Origin of the sequence: Paenibacillus terricola (assembly GCF_014779765.1) — a bacterium.
GTDB lineage: Bacteria > Bacillota > Bacilli > Paenibacillales > Paenibacillaceae > Paenibacillus_T > Paenibacillus_T terricola.
The window spans coordinates 147,844-171,255 of the sequence record NZ_JACXZA010000003.1 but is presented as its reverse complement, the minus strand read 5'-3'; the positions used below and the strand labels follow the sequence as shown (position 1 = coordinate 171,255).

Genomic DNA, 23,412 nt, shown 5'->3' with positions numbered 1-23,412 from the left:
CCTGTAACTGCTGCCCGCTGAAACTCAACGTACTCATGCACCTACAAGGTATCTCTACGCTCAAGCTGCTCTATCACTTCGCATGCAGCTTCCGCCAAGCGAGCGGACTCATGCCCGTGTGCCGCTTGAAGCAGTTCGAGAAGTACGGCACATAGTTGAAGCCGACGTACTCGGCAACGTGCGCGACCGACCATTCCGTCTTAATCAGCAGCAGCTTCGCTTGTTCAAGTCGATAGCGCATCAAGTACTCCATCGGCGTACACTGGTAGATTTCCTTCATGCATCGCACCACATAGTTCGGGTGAAAATGCAGCTCCTCCGCCAGCGACTCGTTCGACAGTTCCTTCTGGTAGTGCAGCCGCAAATAGGCTTCCGTTCGCTCCGCCAGCCGCATGACCGCATTGGTCGTGCTGTCTCCCGTGTCATTCTCCTCTAACAGATGGATGAGGTCCATAAAATGCTGCTGCTCTCGCCAATAGGCGGTCGACCCCGTCGTCTCTGTGTACGCGAGCATCTGCTCAAGCAGCCGTTCAATGCGCGCGAACTGCAAAGGCGCCGTATACTGCGGCACCCGCAGCTTATACGGATTGGCCCACGCATGTCGGATCATCATCGAATAATCCGCATCCGAATAGGAACTGAATTTCCCCTCGTATACAAAATGGATCCAATAAAACACGGTCTCCTCCTCGCAAGGAGCCGTCGTATAATGGTAGCGGTCAGGCAGCAGCAGCAGCGATTGACCGGGCCCAACCTCCCACTGTGATTCATCCTCACCGATATGCAGCATCCCTTGCACTACGAATAACCAGTCGAATATACCAAGGTTTCGCCGGTTTGGATGCTGTTCGCCTTTGGCATACTTGTTGCGGCCAATTGTAATGTAATAGGGAAGTGGAGGGAGCTCAAATAGAATTTTACTCATGGATATCCTCACCTGCATAGTTGTGTGAAATATTATAAGAAATCGTTTGGTTCACTCGTAGAATATCGCTAGAAACAAGGATAAACTTATATCATTAAATAATCAAATCGTATATATTGGAGCGATATAGACATGACGAGAACAACGCTGCTCGAAGGTATTTTCCAAGCTTCGCAAGAAACGGGTAAGAGCTACCTAATCACGCATGATGTGGACCGTCTCATGGCGCCATGCTACGAGGCTGCTGGCCTTCAGCCGAAGAGCGAACGTTACGGCGGCTGGGAGTCGACGCAAATCGCGGGCCACTCCGTCGGTCACTTCCTATCGGCAGCAGCTGCGATGTACGCGGTAACGGGCGACGAAGTGATCCTCGCTAAGCTGAACTACACTGTTGATGAGCTGGCGCATGTACAATCCCATGATCCCGACGGTTATGTAAGCGGCTTTCCACGTAAGTGCTTCGATAATGTTTTCTTCGGCAATGGCGATTTCGAGGTTCATAACTTTGGTCTCGGCGGTTCATGGGTTCCATGGTACAGCATTCATAAAATCTACGCAGGTCTGATCGATGCCTACAAGCTGACGGGCAATGAGAAGGCGCTGGAGGTTGTTGTGAAGCTGTCTGATTGGGCGAAGAAAGGTTCTGACAATCTATCGGACGAGCTGTTCCAACGCATGTTGATTTGCGAGCATGGCGGCATGAACGAAGCGATGGCCGATCTCTATACGATTACGGGCAACCAAGATTATCTCGATCTGGCAATCCGTTTCTGCCATCAAGCGATTCTTGAGCCGCTCTCCCGCGGAGTTGATGAGCTTGAAGGCAAACACGCCAATACGCAGATCCCGAAAGTAATCGGCGCAGCGAAGCTCTACGACATTACAGGTGAAGAGAAATACCGCGCAATGGCGGAATACTTCTGGGATGAAGTGACGCGCAACCGCTCGTATATTATCGGCGGCAACAGTATCTTTGAACATTTCCGCGCGAAGAACACGGAGAAGCTTGGCGTTGAGACAGCTGAGACGTGCAACACGTACAACATGCTGAAGCTGACACGCCTACTGTTCCGTTGGACGCCGAAGGCAGAATATATGGATTTCTACGAGCGTGCGCTCTATAACCATATTCTTGCATCGCAAGACCCTGATACGGGTGCCAAAATGTACTTCATCTCAACCGAACCTGGCCACTTCAAAGTATACGGCACCCATGACCATTCGTTCTGGTGCTGTACAGGTACGGGGATGGAGAACCCTGCTCTCTACCCGCGTGATATTTACTACTCGGATAAGGAAGCGGTATATGTCAATCTATTTATCGGTTCCAGAGCGGTGCTGGAAGATCGCAATGTGATCATCAAGCAGCATACGGAATTCCCTACAACAGACAAAACGATTGTTGTTATCGAGCAAGCAGACAACGCAAGCTTCAAGTTGAACATTCGCGTTCCTTATTGGGTTGCAGGCGCTGTAACGGCGGTTGTTAACGGCTCGGACACATTCACGAGCTCGACGAACGGCTACCTCGAAATCGAACGCAGCTGGAACTCCGGCGATTCGATCGAAGTAACGCTGCCTATGGATCTTCATGTGCATCGTGCGAAGGATGACGAGAAGAAAGTCGGCTTCATGTATGGCCCAATCGTTCTGGCAGGTGCGCTTGGCACAGAGAACTTCCCAGAGTGTGACATTATCGATAACCATCTGAAGCTGCACCATCATCCGATTATCAAGGTTCCGGTTCTCGTAACTGACGAGACGGACGTCAAGTCGTGGATCAAGCCAGCGGAAGGCTCACCACTGACGTTCATTACGGATGCCGTTGGCGAACCAGGGGAGCAGCGCGTGACGCTTATCCCATTCTTCCAACTGCATCATCAGCGTTACACAATCTACTGGACGCTCATGAACAAAGAGCAATACGTCAACTATGTAGATGAAGAGAAGGCAGAACGCGAGTACTTGCACGCGATAACGATCGACGTTGTTAAGCCGCACGAACAGCAGTCTGAGGTTGAACATAACGGTCAATCGGACAATTCTCATTCTGGCTACTCTGTACATGCACATGAGGGCTTCCGTGTTGCAGAACCAGATGGCTTCTTCAGCTACCAGATGAAGGTCCTTCCAGGTACCGTACATGGGCTGCAAGTCACATACTATGGCAGCGACGGAGCGGTTCATCGGGAGAATGGCCGCGTAGAGCGTGAGTTCGACATCCTGATTAATGGCCAAGCAATTGGCCGTCAGCGTCTGGAAGCTGAGCATCGCGAGAAGCTGTTCGATGTGCTCTATGATATTCCTAGCGAGCTGATTAGCGGAGCCGAGCAAGTGGAAGTGAAGTTCGTATCGGCGAACGGCGGCATTGTCGGCGGCGTATTCGGCATTCGCATGATCGACCGTGCACGTCTGGATGAACTGAGCCAATCTTAATTGAATAGAAGTTAGGCAATCTTTGACGGGCAACGCAGAGGGAGACTTCCCTTTGTGTTGCTCTTTTATATATATGCTCTATTAAAGTTCTGTGATGGTTATTGTTGAAATAGTGCTCTATTACACTATTCTATTGGGTAATTATGGTACACTATAAGTTAGTCAGGGGCCATCGTCACGGTGATGATTATTAATTACATGAGGACCCTGAATGAGGGGGAATACTTAGATGAACAAGGGTAAAATCGTGTTTCTTAACGGTGTGACAAGCGCCGGCAAAACTTCTATCGTCGATGCGATTCAGTTAAGATCGACTGAATTCTTTTATGTTGTGGCAAATGACCTTTTTGAAAATACAATAGGAGATAACTATCTTCGTGAAGACTACTGGAAGTATTTAAGTGAAGCAATTATTCTGATGTATCACACCGCTAAACTATTTTCTGACCATGGGAAGAATGTGCTTATTGATGGCATTTTAGTAGAAAGACCGGAGTTGAAACCGCATTATGATAAAGTGAAGGACATATTCTCGGGGTATCCTTTTTATATGGTTGAGGTTTATTGTCCTTTGGAAATTTGTCGTCAGAGAAATATTGAACGCGGAGATAGGGCGGAAGATCAGTCAGAGTGGCAAAATGAAATAATGGCAACAGATATTCAATATAACTGCACTGTTAATACTCACCTAAGTTCATCAGAAGAATGTGCGGATTTTATTCTGACAAGTTTGTTTGGTAAGCCAGATAATTAGAAATATCAGAGGGCAGCCGTCGAGTAAACGACAGGTTGCCTTTATTCATTCAACGGACATTTTTGCGCAACTTTACATTATTTGGTATCGTATAACAATTGAATAGGACGTGTTGGCTGATGAGTGATTATTAAATAAAACTTGTAGGGAGGGAAACAAGGTGAGGACGAGTTCTAAAGGCATCAGAATAGGGATGGGTATGGTTGTTGTTATCGTCGGTGCAGTAGGAGCTGCTTGGGCGTTCCAAAGCTCATTATCGCAAGACACGGCTCATCAAGAACCTACTAATCTTACTAGTTATGCGACAAATGAAAGCAAACAAACATACGGTTCTGCTGAAACAGCCAATTTCGATGAATTACTACCCGACCTGATCCATGTAGGATTTGTGGATGGCACTGCAGGATATGTACGGAAACAAGATTATCTGAATGAGCTTGGTGGTGACGTCCCCCTGTATGAGGCTGATGGGAAAACCATCATCGGTTCTTTTCATATAAGCGCTAAGAATGTGCGTTATGCGATCAATGATAATGGACAAACCTACGGTTCCTCTGCCGATGCAGCATCTCCAGATATGGAGCCTGACTTAATCAGTGCAACAGGTGTCGATGGTACTAATGGGTACGTGTTCAAAACAGACTTAGACGGTGTGATGCCCAAATCGCCAAAAGAGGCGCTCGAACAACAAAAGAATAGACCTGCCGCTGGTCGCGATATCCCCCTATACGATCAAGAAGGTACAACTGTAATTGGAACTTTCCACATCAGTTAATGGATACAAGTCAATCTCATTCATGATGGCATGCTTGGAATTATGCACCGAAGCTAGCTTGTCCGCATACAATAATTTCAGTTGATTCGAATGAAGGAGACAAGCTCAGATAACCTCTATTCGGAGTTAACGACGCTAACTTCAATTATGAAGTGCGTCTGAGAGAATTCTCATATCGCTCTCATAAGGCTATCGGGTTCAAGAGCAAACTCATCAACATTTTCCCAGCAGATATGGGGAGAAAACCATTCCGAGTTGAATTCTGTGAAAACCTTAATGCCGTCTTGGCGGTCTTTCATGGTACAATTTGCCTAGCCCGAAAGAGAGTGGAAGCCTTAACCCTCATTATCTGAGCTGGGAGGTACACATGATCATAGGAACCAAGTTTAAGCATAAGTTTACTTTCATAGCATTGCTCGCGGTATTGGTATTCACCCTAGGCGGACCGCAATCGAGCGTTCTTGCAGCGCCATCAACGGCGGCAAGTGAAGTGTCGATCGTGCTGAATGGCAAGGAGATACAGCTTGACGATCCTGTCCGGATTCAAGACAATCGGATGTACGTACCGGCAGGGCGCATTGCGGCGCAGTTTGGTGCAAGCGTAAACTGGAATAGCGATAATGAAGAACTAACCATAGAAACAGCACTGAAGGATACGATTGTGTTCGGTAATGGGGTGTCGGTCGTTTATTTCAACGATGTACGTTATCGTATGGATGCGCTTCCATTCACGGAGGGCGGGAGACTGTATGTACCGGTTCGCACACTCGCTGAAGTGCTGCACGCACAACTGCAATACAATGCGGACAGCAGCGCAGTTATAATCGCATCTGTAGATCCTGCTGTCATTACGGAAACGTATACCATTGAACAGGCTGCTAAGGATAATGAAATCTCGAAGGCAGCATTGTTGAATCGGAACGGGCTGAACGGCAAATCGAAGATTAATGAAGGAACGAAGCTCCGCATTGTACGACCGGCGTTTATGGATCAGCCAGCAGGGTCGTATACGAAGGCTGAATTGATTCTGCTTGCGAAGATCACGACGGTTGAAGCGGGTTATGAATCGTATGAAGGCCAGCTTGCGGTAGCGAACGTTATTCTTAATCGAGTGAAGAGCGGCCGTTTCCCGAACAACATTCACGATGTAATCTACTCCGGAAGACAGTTCCCGCCAGCGCATGATGGCACACTCGACAAGGTCGAGCCGAAGGCAAGTGCATTACGCGCCGCTAAGGATGCCCTGAATGGGAAAAATAACGTTGAAGACGCCGTCTATTTCTTCAACCCGGATGTAACGAGCGGACCATTCTGGTCAAGCCTGGATGTCGTCGTCACAATCGGCCATCACAGCTTCGCCAAGTAAATATGAAGAATCTTAGCCCATTCTGCCTGAAGCAGGATGGGCTTTTTTGTTTTTTGTCAGCGTACTGAATCGCTCGAACAAAAGTTGGCCCACAGGGGCGCAGCCCCTAGAGAAGAGCTCGAACGAAAGTTGTGCCCCACAGGGGCACGCGACTCCTAGCACGTTGTAACTGACCAAACGCCTCTGTTCAGCTAATAGTGTTCAGTAAAAGCTCGAACGAAAGTTGCGCCCCACAGGGGCGCACGACTCCCAGCACGATGTAACTTACCCGCGTCCCAGTCTCACTATTAGCCCCTTCCGGGGTCCAGGGGTTGGAAACCCATGGGGCCCTCCCTTGCAGGGAGGGTTTGGGTGGGTAGAACTCTTTGAGGGTTTGGGTAGGAAGAAGAAATGACTTAAATTTGAAGAGAGCAAGGTATCAAAGGGGCGCAGCCCCTAGAGAAGAGCTCGAACGAAAGTTGTGCCCCACAGGGGCACGCGACTCCTAGCACGTTGTAACTGACCAACCGTCTCTGTTCAGCTAATAGTGTTCAGTAAGAGCTCGAACGAAAGTTGTGCCCCACAGGGCACACGACTCTCAGCAGGCAGTAACTGACCCGCTCTTCGGTCCCGCCAACAGCCACTTCCGGGGTCCAGGGGTTGGAAACCCATGGGGCCCTCCCTTGCAGGGAGGGTTTGGGTGGGTAGAACTCTTTGAGGGTTTGGGTGGGTAGAAATATTCATTTATAATTAAAAATAATGAACTTCATAAGATACTTTATAGACAAATATCGACGAATGGATTGAACCTAGCGTGAGTCTAGGTTACTATGAAGATAAGGTAAAAACACAGTAACGTAGTCGGATTTTAAAGATTGATGTGAGGTGGATGTTGTTGCAACTTCAAGTGACGAACAGCCCGTTTACGAGTGAGCAAGCGGAACTCATCAATAAGCTGCTCCCAACGCTGACGGAAGCTCAAATTAACTGGTTAAGCGGTTTTCTAACATTTTATCGTGCCGGCAATGCTGGCAGCGCAGCAGCGCAAGTCGCTACAGCTGTAGCATTGGAAGCACCTGCAGCAGTAGAAGCACCAACTGCACCGCAGCTGCCTCGTGAAGCGACGATCCTATTCGGTTCGCAGACGGGCAACTCCCAGCGTCTGGCTGGCCGCCTGGCAGATAAGCTGAAAGGCCAAGGCTTTGAAGTGACGCTGTCGGCGATGAACCAATATAAAACGAACAAGCTCAAGGAAGTACCTTACCTGTTCATCGTAGCAAGCACGCACGGCGAAGGAGATCCACCGGATAACGCGCTTACGTTCCATGAGTTCATGCACAGCAAACGTGCACCGAAACTCGAAGGCACGAAGTTCTCTGTCCTGGCTCTGGGCGATACGTCCTACGAGTTCTTCTGCAAAACAGGTCAAGACTTCGACGTGAAGCTTGCTGAACTCGGCGCGCAACGTATCGTTGACCGCGTTGATTGCGACGTTGACTTCGAAGATGCAGCTGCTGGCTGGCTCGCAGCTGTTGAAGGCGCAGTAAGCGCAGCTTCGGCATCCGCAGCACCAGCTGCATCGGGCGCAGCAACGGCTGCCGCGCCTGCAGCTGCAGGCGAATCGGAATACACGCGTGCGAATCCGTTCATGGCTGAAGTGCTCGACAGCCTCAACCTGAACGGCAGAGGCTCGGATCGCGAGACGCGCCACCTCGAACTGTCGCTCGAAGGCTCCGGCTTGACGTATGCACCTGGTGACGCAGTAGGCGTTTACCCGCAGAACGATCCAGCGCTTGTTGATGAGATTATCGCAGAGCTGAAGTGGAATGCAGAAGAAGCGGTAGTAACGGGCAAATCCGGCGAAACATCGCCGCTTCGTTCCGCATTGCTGCACCACTACGAAATTACGGTACTGACGAAGCCGCTGCTGGAGAAAGCCGTTGCTTTTACAGGTAACAGCAGACTCGCAGAGCTGGTTAACAATAAAGAAGAACTGAAGGCTTACATGAACGGCCGTGACCTGCTTGATCTGCTTCGCGACTTCGCGCCATGGACGCTGAAGGCCGCTGATATCGCGAACCTGCTCCGTAAGCTGCCGCCGCGTCTGTATTCCATCGCGAGCAGCGTGGAAGCACATCCTGAAGAAGTGCATCTGACGATTCGTAAGGTTGAATATGAAGCGCATGGCCGTGATCGTAAAGGCGTTTGTTCCGTGTACACGTCCGAGCGTCTCCAACCAGGCGACAAGCTGCCGATCTTCATTCAGCAGAACCCGAACTTCAAGCCGCCGGTTAATCCGGATACGCCAGTTATCATGGTTGGTCCAGGCACAGGCGTAGCACCGTTCCGTGCTTTCCTTGAAGAGCGTGAAGAGTCCGGCGCACAAGGTCAGACGTGGTTGTTCTACGGCGACCGTCATTTCGTAACGGACTTCCTGTATCAGACGGACTGGCAGCGCATGCTGAAGGACGGCGTTCTGACGAAGCTGGATGTTGCCTTCTCCCGTGATTCCAAAGAGAAAGTGTACGTACAGAATCGCATGCTGGAAAGTGGCGCTCAGCTGTATCAATGGCTGGAGAACGGTGCGCATGTGTATGTATGCGGCGACGAGAAGCATATGGCACATGATGTGCACAAGGCTCTTCTGTCGATCATCGAACAGCATGGCGGCAAATCCGCTGACGAAGCGGCTGCATACGTATCGGCGCTGCAAGAGCAAGGCCGTTACCAACGTGACGTATATTAAGCGCTGGGGATAAAGCGCATATCGATAGAAACGTGTTACGCAAGAGCATGGACCCATCATGGGGGCAAAGGAGCTAATGGCAATGAGTAAAAAAGTTAAGGTTCAGCCTATTGGCGGCAAGCCGAGCGACGTTGAAGAACTTAAGCTCGAGAGTAACTACCTGCGCGGATCGCTGACAGAATCGCTCTCGAACCGCATTACAGGCGGTCTGCCAGAGCTGGACAACCGTCTGTTGAAATTCCACGGCAGCTACATGCAGGACGATCGCGACTATCGTAACGAACGTCAGAAGCAGAAGCTTGAGCCATACTATCAATTCATGCTTCGCGTCGTTACGCCAGGCGGTCTGTCGACGCCAGCACAATGGCTTCTTATGGACGAACTCGCTGACAAATACGGTACAGGCAGTCTGAAGCTGACGACGCGTCAAGCTTTCCAGCTGCATGGTGTGTTGAAATGGAATCTCAAGAGCACCATTCAAGAAATCAACGAAGCGCTGCTCACGACGTTGGCTGCTTGCGGTGACGTAAGCCGTAACGTGATGTGCAACCCGAATCCGTACCAATCCGACATTCATAGCGAAGTGTTCGGCTGGTCGCAGAAGCTGACGTCGCACCTCGCGCCGAAGACGCCTGCATACCACGAGATTTGGCTCGATGGCGAGAAGGTGGAGAGCGGCGAAGAGGAAGTTGAGCCGATCTACGGCAAGGTCTATCTGCCGCGTAAGTTCAAGATCGGCATTGCAGTACCTCCAATGAATGATGTAGACGTATTCTCGCAAGACCTTGGCTACATCGCAATCGTTGAGAACGGCAAGCTTGTTGGCTTCAACGTTAGCGTTGGCGGCGGCATGGGTATGACGCACGGCGACACGAACACGTATCCGCAGCTGGCGAAAGTTATTGGCTTCGTAACGCCGGATCAAATCCTTGATGTTGCAGAGAAAACAGTAACGATTCAACGCGACTACGGCAACCGTTCCGTACGTAAGAACGCGCGCTTCAAATATACGATCGATCGTCACGGCCTTGACTGGTTCGTTGATGAATTGCATGACCGTCTTGGTTGGGAGCTTCAGCCTGCACGCGAGTTCAGCTTCGACAATACGGGCGACCGTTATGGTTGGGTCAAAGGCGTAGGCGGCAAATGGAACTTAACGCTGTATGTGCAAGGCGGCCGAGTTGTTGACACAGCTGGCATTAAGCTGAGAACGGCGCTTCGTGAAATCGCGAAGATTCATACAGGCGATTTCCGTCTGACGGCGAACCAGAACCTGGTTATTGCCAACGTGACGAGCCAGAAGAAGACGAAGATTGCTGCATTGCTCAAAGAGCACGGCGTTGAAGAAGGCGGCAACTATTCGGCACTTCGCCGCAGCGCACTGTCGTGCGTCGCACTTCCGACTTGCGGCCTTGCAATGGCTGAAGCGGAGCGCTACCTGCCAACGCTGATCGACAAGCTGGAGCCGATTCTCGAAGAAGCAGGTCTGCGTGACGAAGAAATCAACATCCGTATGACGGGCTGCCCGAACGGCTGTGCACGTCCTGCACTTGGTGAGATTGCGTTCATCGGTAAGGCTCAAGGCCGTTACAACATGTACATGGGCGCTGGCTTCACGGGCGATCGACTGAGCAAGTTGTACCGCGAGAACATTGCAGAAGAAGAGATTATCGCTACGCTGACGCCAATCTTTAAACATTTTGCGGTTGAGCGCAATAAAGGCGAGCACTTTGGTGACTTTGTTGTCCGCACAGGCTATGTGAAAGCCGTAACGGACGGCACGAACTTCCATGATTAATTTACTGTAATAGAACAAATCGCTCCATTCTGCCAACTTGGCAGGGTGGGGCGATTTTTTGCGTTTAGTTTAGAAACCGCTAACGGTTGCAGCTGTGCTTGTTCGACTCATAATCGACGTGGCACGTGCAGAGATCCGCGCATCAGTCGGGTTAAGCGAAGTCATACCGAGGAGCAACGTTGACGCACATCGACCCACGCCTAGTCGTAACGAACAAAACCGTGCGAACTAGGTTTTTAACACAATTCATCTCTTGTATCCTTTTGTTTAAATTCAGTTTATATACGCTCGCTAAGATAGCACTATAAACGAGATGAGCAAATGGATGGAGGAGTTAAACAATGAGTAAAAGCAATCGGATCTATGAGCCGAACAACGGCGATTGGGCTGTTGAAGCGCACGGCCTGGTGAAAACATTCGGTGACAATAAAGCAGTAGATGGCGTTGATTTGAAAGTAAAGGCTGGTTCAATCTACGGCGTGCTCGGACCGAACGGCGCCGGCAAAACAACGACGATTCGCATGCTGGCAACGCTGCTGCGTCCAGACGCAGGCTCGGCACGCATCTTCGGCCATGATGTGGTGAAGGAGTCGCAAATCGTTCGCCAGCTGATAGGAGTAACCGGCCAGTATGCGTCGGTCGATGAGTCGCTGAGCGCGACGGAGAACCTTATTATTTTCTCCCGGCTGCTTGGTCTTGGACGATCAGAGGCGAAGAAGAAAGCAGCGGATCTGCTTGAAGAATTCGGCTTGACGGAAGCAGCGAAACGCCCGCTCAAGAATTTCTCCGGCGGTATGCGCCGCAGATTGGACCTAGCAGCGAGCTTGATTGCACAGCCGCCGCTTATTTTCCTCGATGAGCCAACAACGGGTCTTGACCCACGCACACGGACGCAAATGTGGGAGACGATTCGCCGTCTCGTGAAGACGGGGTCGACGGTTCTGCTGACTACGCAGTATCTCGATGAAGCAGACCAATTGGCCGACCGTATCGCGGTTATCGATCTTGGCCACGTTGTTGCTGAAGGTACAGTAGATGAGCTGAAAGGATCGGTAGGTACGTCGTCGCTTCATCTTCGCGTCCAGGATGCGAAGGATATTGCGCAAACGCGCCGCCTTATTGAGAAAGTACTGTCAGTACAAACAAGCGTATCGTCGGAAGCGTCGAAGATTACGGCGCCAATGCGAGATGCAGATCTCGTGACGGATCTGCTTATCGCACTTCGTGCCGAAGGCATTCATCTGGCTGAGATGAGCGTGCAGAAGCCGACATTGGATGAAGTGTTCCTAACGATTACAGGGGAAAGCGCAAGAGAGGAAGCGCAGCAGCAAGCCGTGGAGTCGGAGCAATCGAATAAAAAAGCAGTGGGGGTAAGAGGATGAAAACTTCAACGGCAGCAACACAACAATTAAAGAATCGTACCAGTCTTATGCTGACGATACGCAACTCCTTTACGATGGCCTATCGGGGTCTGCTCAAAATCAAACGGACGCCGGAGCAGCTGTTCGACGTGACCCTGCAGCCGATCATTTTCACCCTTATGTTCACGTATATCTTCGGTGGAGCGATCTCTGGCGATGTACAGAGCTACTTGCCGGTCATCATTCCAGGTATTCTCGTACAGACGGTTATTACAACATCAGTCGTCACGGGCACGCAATTGCGGGAGGACATGGATAAAGGCGTGTTCGACCGATTCAAATCGCTGCCAATCGCACGTATTGCTCCGTTAGCCGGGGCGCTGCTCGCCGACACGATCCGCTATACGATTGCAACGACGCTGACGTTCACAATGGGCTATATCATGGGATACCGTCCAGACGGCGGCTTCGGTTATGTTGTGCTTGCGGCACTTGTTGTTATCGCCTGCTCGTGGGCACTTAGCTGGATCTTCGCTTTCTTCGGAGTTATCGCGCGTACAGCATCCAGCGTCCAAGGCATTTCGATGCTTGTATTGTTCCCGCTGACGTTCTTGTCCAACGCATTCGTGCCGGTTGATACGATGCCGAAATGGCTGCAATGGTTTGCCAATATCAATCCGGTCTCGCATCTCATCACGGCTGTCCGCGATATGACAAACTCGGGTACGGTTGGCTGGGATCTCGGCATTACGCTCATTGGAGCAGCAGTTATCGTAGCGGTCTTCGCTCCTCTTACCGTTCGCGCATATATGCGCCGCACGTAAGTTGCTGTAATGAAGCACGCCAATACAATGGCGTGCTTTCTAAGAACTTTAACGAACAGCGTTCTTTACGAACGGTGTTCGTTAATATATAATCAGTACCAAGATGGATCAAATCCTATCACACATAAGGAGTGGATTGAATATGACAACAATCGTACAACAACAAGTCCTGAATAAACGTATCGCTATTATTGGCGGAGGCCCGGGCGGACTGACGCTCGCTTTAATCCTACAGAAGAACGGAATAGACGCAGTTGTTTATGAACGCGAGCCGCATGATACGAATCGGGAGCGCGGCGGATCGCTTGATATACATGAAGAATCCGGTCAGATGGCGCTGAAGGAAGCGGGGTTATACGAGCAATTCCAAGCGTTAGCCCGCTATGAAGGGGAAGACTTCCGGCTATTTGATAAGTCAGGCAAGCTGTATATGGACGAGGTTGCCGAAGGAGACGCGCAGGGAGCTCGTCCTGAAATTGACCGCGGCGTATTATGCGATATGCTGCTCAAGGCGTTGAATCCGAACGCTATCCGATACGGTTATAAGCTGATTGAGGCTGTGCCGCTTGAGAACGGACAACATGAGCTGCGCTTCGAGAACGGACAAATCGACGTCGTTGACTTGGTCGTTGGTGCAGATGGCGCCTTCTCGCAGGTTCGCCCGCTGCTGACGGATGCAGTTGCAACTTATTCCGGCATCACGATGGTGGAACTGAACATTCCTGATGTGGCTAATGCACACCCGGATCTTGCTGCTCTTAATGCGCGAGGCAAAATGTTCGCCTTAGCGGATCATAAAGCAATAATGGGGCAGCTTAATGGCAACGGATCGTTGAAAGTGTATCTCTGCTTCAACGCGGAACGCGATTGGCTGGATACATGCGGCATCGATCTGATTGACGTAGAAGCGGCGAAGGCGCAGCTGCTTGGCTATTTCGAAGATTGGGATCCTTCGCTTCAGAAGTACATTCGATATGCAAGCCATAACATGATCGGCAGGCGGATCTATATGCTGCCAGTCGGTCATCAGTGGGAATGCCGCTCTGGCGTGACACTGATTGGAGATGCGGCGCATCTCATGTCCCCTTTTGCCGGGGAAGGGGTGAACATGGCCATGCAGGATGCAGCGGAATTGGCGCTTGCGATCGTTCGTCATGGCAGCGAACTCGATGAAGCAATTGCCGAATATGAGCACAATATGTATCGCTATTCGTCAGAATCAGCGATGCAGTCTGGGGAAAACCTAGCGATCATATTCGGTGAAGACGCAGCGCTGCGGTTGAAGGAGCAATTCGATCGGATTTATCTCGAGTTTGTTCAGCAAGCGAACGCCTAACACAGGTGGAATCGACGAGCCGCGGCAACATTTACGAATGTATGCAAACATGATATAAGTGTGGTATGGACAACTCAAACCGTACGATTATTAGCCGCCGTTCGCGGCCAGCTAAGGAACCGCTTAGCAGAGAAATTATTGTGAAGACCGCCTTGGAGCTGCTGAAGCAGGATGGAGCAGACGGTCTTAGTATGCGCCGAATTGCCAAAGCGCTTGATACCGGAGCATCGTCGCTATACGTTTATGTAACGAACTTGCAGGAGCTGAACGCGTATGTGCTGGATTACAGTCTGGCGCAAGTTCAACTTCCTGATCCATCCGAAGGCAATTGGTCGGACAATTTGTTCGAAGCGTTGTATGCCTACCTTAAGGTGCTGCATGAGACGCCAGGTATTGCAGCGCTTGCTATGTCTACGATGCCGCATGGACCACACTCGTTGGCGCTAACCGAGTATGTGCTCGCTCGACTGCATGAAGGTGGCATCCGCTCTGCTGCTGCCGCTTGGGGGGCAGATATGCTGCTGCTGTACGCCTCGTCAGTCGCTTATGAGCAGGCATCCCGTGATCAGCAAGGGACGACCATTGCATCATTAACCGCAGCTTATCAATCACTTGATGCCAAGCAATATCCGATGCTTACAGCGATGCGTGAAGAGTTCCAAGCCGGTGGACAGCCTGACAATGGCGAGGTTCGTTTCCGCTGGGGGCTTGATGTCATTATGCAAGGACTGCTGAAGCAGACAACGTAGAAGCTGATTCGTTCAATCATCGATGTGTCGATGTTGAGCGGATCGGCTTTTTTCATTTGTCGTTTCATGTTAACGTTAAACCATCTTGATGAATACGCTTTCTTGGTATACGCTGGTTATTACTTACCTTACATGGAAACGGAGATTGTCCCCTTGCGCAAATCGATTGTCGTCATACTCGGCATTATATGTGTCATTCTGATTTACTTTACGCTGGTGTCCGCAGGCAAAGTGTTTCGTTCCGAAGGCCAGCTGCCGCCGCGTACGCCGGTGTCCGAGCAGCCGAAATATCGGCTTGTGTTAATTACACAGGAGCTGGATACGCCGTTCTGGATCAAGGTCAGCCATGGGGCGATGGAGGAAGCGGAGAAGGCTGGAGCAAGCATGGAGGTATGGGGCAGCTACGGCAAGAATGAAGAGGATTTTCTGAAAAAAATCGAGATTGCGATCGATTCCAAAGTCGACGGCATTATTGTTCAGGGACTGGATTCCGACGCGTTCAAAAACTTGACGAAGATCAAAGCTGCCTTCAATGGCATTCCGATCATTACGGTGGCCAATGATGTGCCGATGGTGGACAGCCTGCGGCGGACCTATGTCGGTTCTGACCAGTATCTCGCTGGACAGATGATCGCCAATCAACTGCTTGCCGATATGGGCGATTCGGGCAAAGTTATTTTGCTCGGCGATAGCCGTAATGAATATTTTCAACAGCAGCGGCTGAAGGGCATCGACGATATTCTGAAGAACCATCCGAACATCTTCACTAGGTATGCCGAGACGGCAGATACGAAGGAGCAGGTCATTGCCACTACGCAAAATTTGATGAACGAGCTTCCGACCGTGGATGCGTTCATTGCGGTTAATGCGAATCTCGCTGGTGCGATGATTCAGGAAATCGGCAGACGTGCGAGGGTCGGACCCTATTTTATCTATTCGTTCGATGATAGTCAGGATGCGATGTCGCTGCTAGAGTCCGGCAATCTAGATGGCATGATCGAGCAGTCGCCGTATGATATGGGGCGTATTAGCGTCGATCGAATGATCCAATGGCTGAGCGGCAAGACCGTACCGCTTAACACGGAAGGTTACCTGACGGACATTCGAATGCTGAGAAAGGCGAATCAGCCATGAACAGCATTCAGAAGAAAATATGGATACTCGCCGGTGTCGTCCTGTCTATTATGGCGGCTATATGGATTACGCTTACCTATTACAATCAGAAGACGATGGATCAATATAATGAAATCTTGCAGCGTTACTTAAGCATGAACGAAGTGACGAACGCCAGTCAGCAGACGGTTACGTCACTGTACAATTATTTGCTTGCGCCGACAGAGGTCAATCTGACTCAGCTGGATACGAGCAAAGTGCGTCTGCGTAAAGCACGAATTGCGGTGCTCGACTTGCGCAGCGAGGAAAGCGACTTTGCGCTGACGAATTATATGAATTTAATCGATAGTTTAATAGAGACGACAGACCGATCTCTTATGTTCCAATCAGAGAAAGAGTCGGAGGATTCCGATAAAGCGTTCTCGGAAGCTACGCGCATCTCCAAGTACATATCCGAGACGACGCTCACGCTGCTCGATAACGATCTGAAGACATACGATCGATTCTACCGCGATATGATCGACCAATCGTCCGAATTGAAGAAGCTGGGCATCTGGCTCATGCTGACGATTACGTTCATGCTGCTGCTGTTCACCTACTTGTTCTCCTCCAGCATCACGAGACCGATTCTTAAGCTGACGCAGGCGGCAAGGGAGCTGTCGCGAGGCCGTTTCGACCTGCAGGTTGAAGTGACATCGAATGATGAAATATCTTTCCTAGCCAAAATGTTCGATCGAATGCGCATCAATATTAACAACCTCATCTCGGAGATTCAGCAGAAAGCGCAACTGGAGAATGAGCTGCAGCAGAACAAGCTGCTGCTGCGGGAGAGTCAGCTGCGAAGTTTGCAGAGTCAGATCAATCCGCATTTCTTATTCAATACGCTCGATATGCTCTCGAAGAAGGCTTACCTCGAAGGCTCGGAGGAGACAAGCGATCTGCTCGCAAGCGTCGCAGGGCTGCTGAGGTACAATCTGAAGCGGCTCGATCGGCCGATGACGCTTAAGGAAGAAGTCCGAGTGCTCGGCCAATATATCGAGATTCAGAAAGCGCGGTTTACCGACCGTCTGCAGTTCAATATGGATATCGATGAGAGCTGCCTGTCTATCCAGTTACCAGGCTTAACCTTACAGCCAATCGTTGAGAATGCGGTTATCCATGCGGTTGAGCCTCGGGAAGATGGCGGCACAATCTCCTTCCGCGTCTTCGACAGCGGGGAGCGGGTCACAATTGAAATTGCCGATGACGGCCCTGGCATGTCGGAGACCAAGATCAGGCAAATTCTCCGTGAGGATAATTTCGAGACAGAAAGCCATTCAACGGGCATAGGTTTCAACAACGTGGTCAAGCGGCTGCGTATCTTTTGTGGCCTGGAAGATGTAATCGATATAAAGAGCGAATCGGGGAATGGCACAATCGTTATACTGACGATCCCGAAGACGAAAGGAAACGTGAAGGATGACGAAGCTCTTGATCGTGGATGACGAGCAGATTGAGCGGGAAGGGCTGCAGGCGATCTTGCAGAAGGGGTTTCCCAACCTAGAGATTCGGCAGGCGAAGAATGGCATGATCGCCCTTGAGATAGCGGAGCAATATCAGCCGGAGTTGGTACTGATGGATATTAAGATGCCCGGGATGAGTGGTCTGGAAGCGATTGAGCATCTATCGACGGACTACCCGGATATGAAGTTTATTATGGTTACCGCGTACGATACATTCGAGTATGCGCGGAAGGCGATCAAGCTTGGCGTCAAAGACTATCTGCTGAAGCCAAGCAAGGCGAGCGAGATTATTGCGACGGTAGGCAAAGTGCTGGCGCGGATTGAAGAAGATCGTAAGCTAGCGGCAACGAGCTTGCAACATAGGGATACGCTGCAGAAGGTAATGCCGATCGTCGAGACCGATATCGTGACGCAGCTTCTGTTCGACCATGTACATGAGGTGCATTTGGATGAGCTGGTAGGTTTGTTAGGCGTTGGATCGGACAACGACAAGTTCGCGATGACGATGCTGCTGCCGCCAGGTTCGGAATCTCTTTATACCGTCATTAAAGATAAGGTCCGTTCGATGAAAAATGGTTGGGTAGGCGCGCTGTATGGACGGCAAATTCCGATCATCGCGTTCCGCGACCCAAGCCAGTCGTACCGTGCACAGGCTGGGTCCATCGCTCGCGAGCTGCTCGCTTCTGCGAAGGCGGATGGCGGCGCAGGCTGGTTCGTTGGCATCGGCAACGTGTGCGAATCGCTTGATCAGATCAGGCAGTCTTATCAGGAAGCGCTAGTCGCATCGATGGATACGTCGGTACCCGTGAAGTTCCGTTTCTTCGCGGATACGCCGGTGCTTGGTGTTACGAGTGAAGGTTATCCAGCGAAGCAGTTGGAGAAGCAGCTGTTCGAGCTTATTCGAATGGGACAGTGGGATCAGGTCCATGCAGAGGTGACGGAGTTCATTCGGCGTTATGAGCATGAAGGAGCCGATCTGCTTCAAGCGCAGCAGCGTGTGCTTGAGCTGCTCTGGCTCGCATCTCGGGCGCTGCTGGAGCTTGGCGTGGAGACGGAATCGCCGTTCTTCTCGTTCCAGTCTCAGGATTATCGCCAGCTGCGCGCTGAATCGGTTCTTCTGCTAGACCGAATGCGGCAGTCGCTTGCGGAGCATCAGGACCACGTGTCGCCGGATACGATCCAGCGGATCAAGCAGTTTATCATGGACAACTCGCATAAAGATATCTCGCTCGACACGATCGGCAAGCGCGTAGGACTTAGCCCTTTTTACATCAGCAAGATGTTCAAAGAGCAGCTTGGCGTCAATTATATCGATTTCTTAACCGAATGCCGCATAGAGAAGGCGAAGAGGCTGATGGGAAATCCGGAATGGAGCCTGAAGAAGATCACATATGAGGTCGGCTATCATGATCCGAATTACTTCAGCAAGGTGTTCAAAAAAATATGCGACGTCTCGCCAACCGAATATCGGAAGACGCTGCTCGGCCGAAGGGGATAGACAAGCGCATGAGACACTCGATATTGCGCGCTAGGATGCTTGTGCTTGCGCTGCTGCTTATGCTGTCTTGCTTCGCAGCGGCTTGTGATAGTGGAAATGGAAACAGCGGTAGTGAGACTTCATCTGAGCAGGAGGATACGGAAACGGCAGTTCATTCGGATGCTGGCACGAGTGCGGAAGTTAACGACAGCACGGTAGAGGACAAGACCAATAGGCGGATCAAAATCGGCTTCTCGATGGATGGGCTGCAAGAAGAACGTTGGCAGAGGGACCGCGACATGTTCAAGGAGGCCGCCGAAGCGCTTGGCGCCGAGGTTGTCGTCATGGCGGCGAATGGCGATGACGCGAAGCAAATCTCGCAAGCGGAGACGATGATCAGCCAGGGCGTCGATATCCTTGTTATCGTCCCTCATAATGCGGATGCAACGGCTGCTATTGTGCAGAAGGCGCATGCTTCCGGCATCAAGGTGCTTGCTTATGATCGACTTGTGAAAAACTCCGAAATCGATCTGTATGTGTCGTTCGACAATGAACAAGTGGGGGAGCTGCAGGCGAAAGCAATCGCTCGTCTTGTGCCGAAGGGCAAGTATGTCTATATCGGAGGCGCAGATACGGATAACAATGCCCATATGTTCAAAAAAGGCGTGTTCAACGTGCTGCAGCCATTGATCGATAGAGGCGACATTACGATTGTATACGACCAGTGGTCGAAGGATTGGACGCCTGCTAATGCATTGGCGAATATGAAAGCTGCGCTTAGCGCGAACGGCAACAACATTGACGCTGTAATCGCGGCGAACGATGGGACTGCAGGCGGGGTTGTTCAAGCGCTTGGGCTGCAAGGTTTGGCAGGGAAAATTCCAGTTGCCGGTCAGGACGGTGATCTCGCGGCAGCGCAGCGGATCGTCGAAGGGACACAGGTGATGACGGTGTACAAGCCGATCAAGCTGCTGGCAGAGAAAGCAGCCGAGCTTGCATTCAAGCTTGCACGAGGCGAACCTTCTGGCGCTGACCGAAAGGTGAACAACGGCAAGATTGAAGTGCCGTCCGTGCTGCTCTCTCCAATCGCAGTGGACCGGTTCAATATCGATGACACGATCATCGCAGACGGCTTCCACTCGCGTGAGGATGTGTATCGGAATGTGAAAGTGCAGAAGGAAACGGATGAGAAGGCAGACACTGAACGCTAAGAACGCTAATGAAGCTTCTACGCATTCCTGCAATGATAGTAGTGTAACGATTTCAGTCATAGACAGTCGTACGTACGCGTACGGCTGTCTTTTTTTGTACTCAAATAAGCTCTTGATCCGTTCCAAGTTAAAAATGTCCAGATAGTCGTAAAAGAGTGCTATAGTATAGCGCTTTCATTGGAAGTTCGGGGTGATATAGTTGCTTCAGTAAGTGATCTAGACCATTACCGAGAGGGGTTAAGAAAGATGAAAAAAGGCTTCAAAGCGATCGCCATTATGATGGTTGTCATGTTGTTCGCCGCATTGGTTACGGCTTGCGGCAGCAACGCTAGCAGCAAAATAAGCGTCGGTATCGTACTGCCAACGAAGGACGAGGAAAGATGGATCCAGGACGAGCAGCGCTTCAAAGAAGCATTGAAGGATTCGAACTATAAAGGTGAAATTCTGTTCAGCCAAGGCTCTTCCGCCAAAGAAAAAGAAAACGTAGAAACACTGATCAACAAAGGGATCAAAGTACTTATCATTTGTCCATTTGATGCAACTGCAGCTGGTGCAGCAGTAGAAGCAGCGAAAAAAGAAAAAATCACGGTTATTTCCTATGACCGTCTGATTACGAACACGACCGCAGTCGACTACTATGCAACGTTCGATAGCAATAAGGTCGGCGCGAAGCAAGCGCAATACCTCGTTGATCATGTGAAAGGCACAGGCGTGCCGCTGTACCTGTATGCCGGCGCTGCTACCGATAACAACTCGTTCCTGTTCTTCGCGGGCGCTTGGAGCGTGCTGCAGCCGAAAATCGCCGACGGCACGTTCAAAATCGCCAACTCGAGCGAAGCGATCGGCGTCGCAGGCAAGGCTACGCTGGAGCGCGAGGAAATGGCAAAGGTTATCGGTCAAGTAACGACGAGCTGGAATCCGGACGAAGCGAAGAATAAAGCGCAGACGCACCTTACGGCAGCAGGCGCAGACATGAAAGGCGACGTTGCGATCCTCGGACCGAACGACGCAACGGCTCGCTCCATCGCGGACGTATTCAGAGCCGACAGCGCAATCAAGAGCTATGTCATTTCCGGCCAAGACGCCGATAAAGCTTCCGGCCAATACATTATCGATGGCAAACAATCGATGACGATCTTCAAAGACACTCGTACGCTCGTAAAAGACGCAATGGGCTTGGCGGTTGACGTTCTCGACGGCAAGAAGATTGAAACGAACGGCGAATACGACAACGGCAAAAAGAAAGTACCAGCGAAACAATCGGATGTCGTTGCCGTCGACAAAGACAACTTCAAGGAAAAGCTCATCGAATCGGGCTACTACAAAGCTTCCGACTTCAAAGGTCTGTAAGAATTATGTAGAAAAACTGGCAAGGAATAGTGATAGATTCGTCTATCACTATTCCTTTATGTAAGAGTTGTTTCGCTAAGGAGTGCATAACGATGAGCGACTACATTTTAGAGATGAACAATATCTCCAAAGAATTTACGGGCGTCAAGGCGCTGACCGAGGTCAACTTCAAAGTGGCTAAGGGTGAGATTCACTTCCTGGTCGGCGAGAACGGAGCGGGCAAGTCGACATTGATGAAAGTGCTCAGCGGCGTTTATCCGCACGGCACGTATTCGGGCGATATCGTCTTCGACGGCAAGGTGCAGAAGTTCGGCAAAATCGCCGACAGCGTGCAAGCTGGCATCGGGATTATCTATCAGGAGCTGGCGCTGTTTCCGGACCTTAGCGTGTACGAGAATATTTTTGCCGGCAACGAAGTAGCTCGCGGTTCGATTATCAATTGGAACAAGACGATCGTGCAGGCGAAGGAAATGCTCGCTAAGGTCGGGCTGAGCGTGAACCCGGAGACGCTCATTAAAGATCTTGGCGTAGGCAAGCAGCAGCTTGTCGAGATTGCCAAGGCACTCAGCAAGAATATTAGGCTGCTTATCTTGGACGAACCGACGGCAGCCTTGAATGAGAATGACAGCGAGAATCTGCTCAATCTGCTGAGGGAGCTGAAGAAGCAGGGGATTACATGCATCATGATCTCGCACAAGCTGAAGGAAGTTATTGCGGTTGCGGACAAGGCTACAGTTCTCCGTGATGGACGCGCGATTTGCACGCTGGACGCATCAAAGGGAGAAATTAAGGAAAACGTCATCATCAAAAACATGGTCGGTCGCGAGATCGAAGATATTTACCCGAAGAGAGCGAATAAATCGTTCGGCGACAACATTCTCGAGGTAAAGAATTGGTCCGCCTTTGACACGCAGTTGGGCAGACATGTCGTGAAGGACGTTAACTTACATGTGAAAAAAGGTGAAATCGTCGGCATCGCCGGCCTGATGGGCTCAGGACGAACGGAGCTTGCGCTTAGCCTATTCGGCAATCCGAGATCCTATAAGCTGCAGGGCGATATGCTGCTGAACGGCAAGCCGGGCTCGTTCAAGCATACGAGTGACGCAATTAATGCAGGCATCGCTTATGTAACGGAGGACCGCAAGGGCAACGGCTTATTCCTGATCCAGGATATTCGGAACAACATTACCGCAGCGAACTTGCGCGGCGTCGCCTCCAAGGGCGTCATTAACGGCAACGAGGAAGTTCGAGTCGCTCAATCCTACAAGGATTCGTTGTATGTGAAGGCGCCTTCCATCGAGCAGATCGTCGGAAACCTGAGCGGCGGCAACCAGCAGAAGGTGTCGCTTGGCAAATGGCTGTTCGTTGGGCCGAAGCTGCTAATACTCGACGAACCTACGCGCGGTATCGACGTTGGGGCCAAATTTGAAATTTATACGATCATGAACAAGCTGATCAGCGAGGGCATGAGCATCATTATGATCTCGTCGGAGCTTGGCGAGGTGCTTGGCATGAGCGATCGCGTGTATGTCATGGCCGAAGGCCGAATCAAAGGCGAATTGTCCATTGAAGAAGCCGATCAGGAAAAAATTATGCAATTTGCTACGCAATAGGAGGAACAACGATGAACAACGTAGTCAAAGAGGCGCCGAAGATTTCCGGCCACCGCCGGCCGTCCTCGGGTGAAACGAAACCAACTCTGCTGGGTGA

17 protein-coding genes are annotated in these 23,412 nt (G+C 50.8%); 16 read left to right on the top strand and 1 reads right to left on the bottom strand.

From position 1 onward, the window contains the following. Positions 1–73: 73 nt before the first annotated feature. Positions 74–925: a helix-turn-helix domain-containing protein gene (locus H8B09_RS13015; protein WP_191203967.1), complete on the bottom strand. Its 852-nt coding sequence runs from the start codon at positions 923–925 to the stop codon at positions 74–76. A gap of 132 nt (positions 926–1,057) precedes the next feature. On the opposite strand from H8B09_RS13015, the gene H8B09_RS13010 reads away from it, so the two are divergent. From H8B09_RS13010 to H8B09_RS12935, 16 genes are all read left to right on the top strand, one after another. After that, complete coding sequence (locus tag H8B09_RS13010; protein WP_191203966.1) at positions 1,058–3,361, top strand: glycoside hydrolase family 127 protein; 2,304 nt, start codon at positions 1,058–1,060, stop codon at positions 3,359–3,361. Positions 3,362–3,590: 229 nt separating this feature from the next. Beyond that, entirely contained in the window at positions 3,591–4,115 is a 525-nt protein-coding gene (locus H8B09_RS13005) for a phosphotransferase-like protein (RefSeq protein WP_191203965.1), read from the top strand. A gap of 160 nt (positions 4,116–4,275) precedes the next feature. After that, positions 4,276–4,890 carry a hypothetical protein gene (locus H8B09_RS13000; RefSeq protein ID WP_191203964.1) on the top strand — a complete coding sequence of 205 codons (615 nt, stop codon included), beginning with the start codon at positions 4,276–4,278 and terminating at the stop codon, positions 4,888–4,890. Between the two features lie 367 nt (positions 4,891–5,257). Next, on the top strand, positions 5,258–6,256 hold the full coding sequence (locus tag H8B09_RS12995; protein WP_191203963.1) for a cell wall hydrolase: 999 nt from the start codon (positions 5,258–5,260) through the stop codon (positions 6,254–6,256). An 874-nt stretch (positions 6,257–7,130) separates the two neighbouring features. Beyond that, the gene (locus H8B09_RS12990; RefSeq protein ID WP_191203962.1) at positions 7,131–8,981 is read left to right on the top strand and encodes an assimilatory sulfite reductase (NADPH) flavoprotein subunit; all 1,851 of its coding nucleotides are present in this window, start codon (positions 7,131–7,133) and stop codon (positions 8,979–8,981) included. Between the two features lie 82 nt (positions 8,982–9,063). Continuing rightward, positions 9,064–10,779 carry an assimilatory sulfite reductase (NADPH) hemoprotein subunit gene (cysI, locus tag H8B09_RS12985; RefSeq protein ID WP_191203961.1) on the top strand — a complete coding sequence of 572 codons (1,716 nt, stop codon included), beginning with the start codon at positions 9,064–9,066 and terminating at the stop codon, positions 10,777–10,779. Between the two features lie 341 nt (positions 10,780–11,120). Beyond that, positions 11,121–12,161: an ATP-binding cassette domain-containing protein gene (locus H8B09_RS12980; RefSeq protein ID WP_191203960.1), complete on the top strand. Its 1,041-nt coding sequence runs from the start codon at positions 11,121–11,123 to the stop codon at positions 12,159–12,161. Next, the gene (locus tag H8B09_RS12975) at positions 12,158–12,964 is read left to right on the top strand and encodes an ABC transporter permease (protein ID WP_191203959.1); all 807 of its coding nucleotides are present in this window, start codon (positions 12,158–12,160) and stop codon (positions 12,962–12,964) included. The genes H8B09_RS12980 and H8B09_RS12975 overlap by 4 nt, the downstream gene beginning before the upstream one ends. Positions 12,965–13,106: 142 nt before the next feature. After that, positions 13,107–14,300: an FAD-dependent oxidoreductase gene (locus tag H8B09_RS12970; protein ID WP_191203958.1), complete on the top strand. Its 1,194-nt coding sequence runs from the start codon at positions 13,107–13,109 to the stop codon at positions 14,298–14,300. 65 nt (positions 14,301–14,365) lie between these two features. Next, on the top strand, positions 14,366–15,049 hold the full coding sequence (locus tag H8B09_RS12965; protein ID WP_191203957.1) for a TetR/AcrR family transcriptional regulator: 684 nt from the start codon (positions 14,366–14,368) through the stop codon (positions 15,047–15,049). 153 nt (positions 15,050–15,202) lie between these two features. Further along, complete coding sequence (locus H8B09_RS12960) at positions 15,203–16,183, top strand: sugar ABC transporter substrate-binding protein (RefSeq protein ID WP_191204520.1); 981 nt, start codon at positions 15,203–15,205, stop codon at positions 16,181–16,183. Continuing rightward, positions 16,180–17,646: a sensor histidine kinase gene (locus H8B09_RS12955; RefSeq protein WP_191203956.1), complete on the top strand. Its 1,467-nt coding sequence runs from the start codon at positions 16,180–16,182 to the stop codon at positions 17,644–17,646. Before H8B09_RS12960 ends, H8B09_RS12955 begins: the two co-directional genes overlap by 4 nt. Beyond that, positions 17,621–19,162: a response regulator gene (locus H8B09_RS12950; RefSeq protein WP_191203955.1), complete on the top strand. Its 1,542-nt coding sequence runs from the start codon at positions 17,621–17,623 to the stop codon at positions 19,160–19,162. The genes H8B09_RS12955 and H8B09_RS12950 overlap by 26 nt, the downstream gene beginning before the upstream one ends. An 8-nt stretch (positions 19,163–19,170) precedes the next feature. Next, positions 19,171–20,352, top strand: a complete 1,182-nt coding sequence (gene xylF / locus H8B09_RS12945; protein ID WP_191203954.1) for a D-xylose ABC transporter substrate-binding protein — start codon at positions 19,171–19,173, stop codon at positions 20,350–20,352. A gap of 246 nt (positions 20,353–20,598) precedes the next feature. Next, positions 20,599–21,702 (top strand): sugar ABC transporter substrate-binding protein, encoded by a 1,104-nt coding sequence (locus H8B09_RS12940; RefSeq protein WP_191203953.1) that lies wholly within the window; start codon positions 20,599–20,601, stop codon positions 21,700–21,702. Between the two features lie 92 nt (positions 21,703–21,794). Further along, positions 21,795–23,315 carry an ATP-binding cassette domain-containing protein gene (locus tag H8B09_RS12935; protein WP_191203952.1) on the top strand — a complete coding sequence of 507 codons (1,521 nt, stop codon included), beginning with the start codon at positions 21,795–21,797 and terminating at the stop codon, positions 23,313–23,315. The last annotated feature ends 97 nt before the right edge of the window (positions 23,316–23,412 follow it).

Coding starts and splice junctions, on each gene's coding strand:
- H8B09_RS12970 (WP_191203958.1), top strand. CDS start 13,107: ATGACAACAATCGTACAACAACAAGTCCTGAATAAACGTATCGCTATT.
- H8B09_RS12940 (WP_191203953.1), top strand. CDS start 20,599: ATGAAAAAAGGCTTCAAAGCGATCGCCATTATGATGGTTGTCATGTTG.
- H8B09_RS12975 (WP_191203959.1), top strand. CDS start 12,158: ATGAAAACTTCAACGGCAGCAACACAACAATTAAAGAATCGTACCAGT.
- xylF (WP_191203954.1), top strand. CDS start 19,171: ATGAGACACTCGATATTGCGCGCTAGGATGCTTGTGCTTGCGCTGCTG.
- H8B09_RS12965 (WP_191203957.1), top strand. CDS start 14,366: ATGGACAACTCAAACCGTACGATTATTAGCCGCCGTTCGCGGCCAGCT.
- H8B09_RS12980 (WP_191203960.1), top strand. CDS start 11,121: ATGAGTAAAAGCAATCGGATCTATGAGCCGAACAACGGCGATTGGGCT.
- cysI (WP_191203961.1), top strand. CDS start 9,064: ATGAGTAAAAAAGTTAAGGTTCAGCCTATTGGCGGCAAGCCGAGCGAC.
- H8B09_RS13005 (WP_191203965.1), top strand. CDS start 3,591: ATGAACAAGGGTAAAATCGTGTTTCTTAACGGTGTGACAAGCGCCGGC.
- H8B09_RS12950 (WP_191203955.1), top strand. CDS start 17,621: ATGACGAAGCTCTTGATCGTGGATGACGAGCAGATTGAGCGGGAAGGG.
- H8B09_RS13010 (WP_191203966.1), top strand. CDS start 1,058: ATGACGAGAACAACGCTGCTCGAAGGTATTTTCCAAGCTTCGCAAGAA.
- H8B09_RS13015 (WP_191203967.1), bottom strand. CDS start 925: ATGAGTAAAATTCTATTTGAGCTCCCTCCACTTCCCTATTACATTACA.
- H8B09_RS12995 (WP_191203963.1), top strand. CDS start 5,258: ATGATCATAGGAACCAAGTTTAAGCATAAGTTTACTTTCATAGCATTG.
- H8B09_RS12935 (WP_191203952.1), top strand. CDS start 21,795: ATGAGCGACTACATTTTAGAGATGAACAATATCTCCAAAGAATTTACG.
- H8B09_RS12955 (WP_191203956.1), top strand. CDS start 16,180: ATGAACAGCATTCAGAAGAAAATATGGATACTCGCCGGTGTCGTCCTG.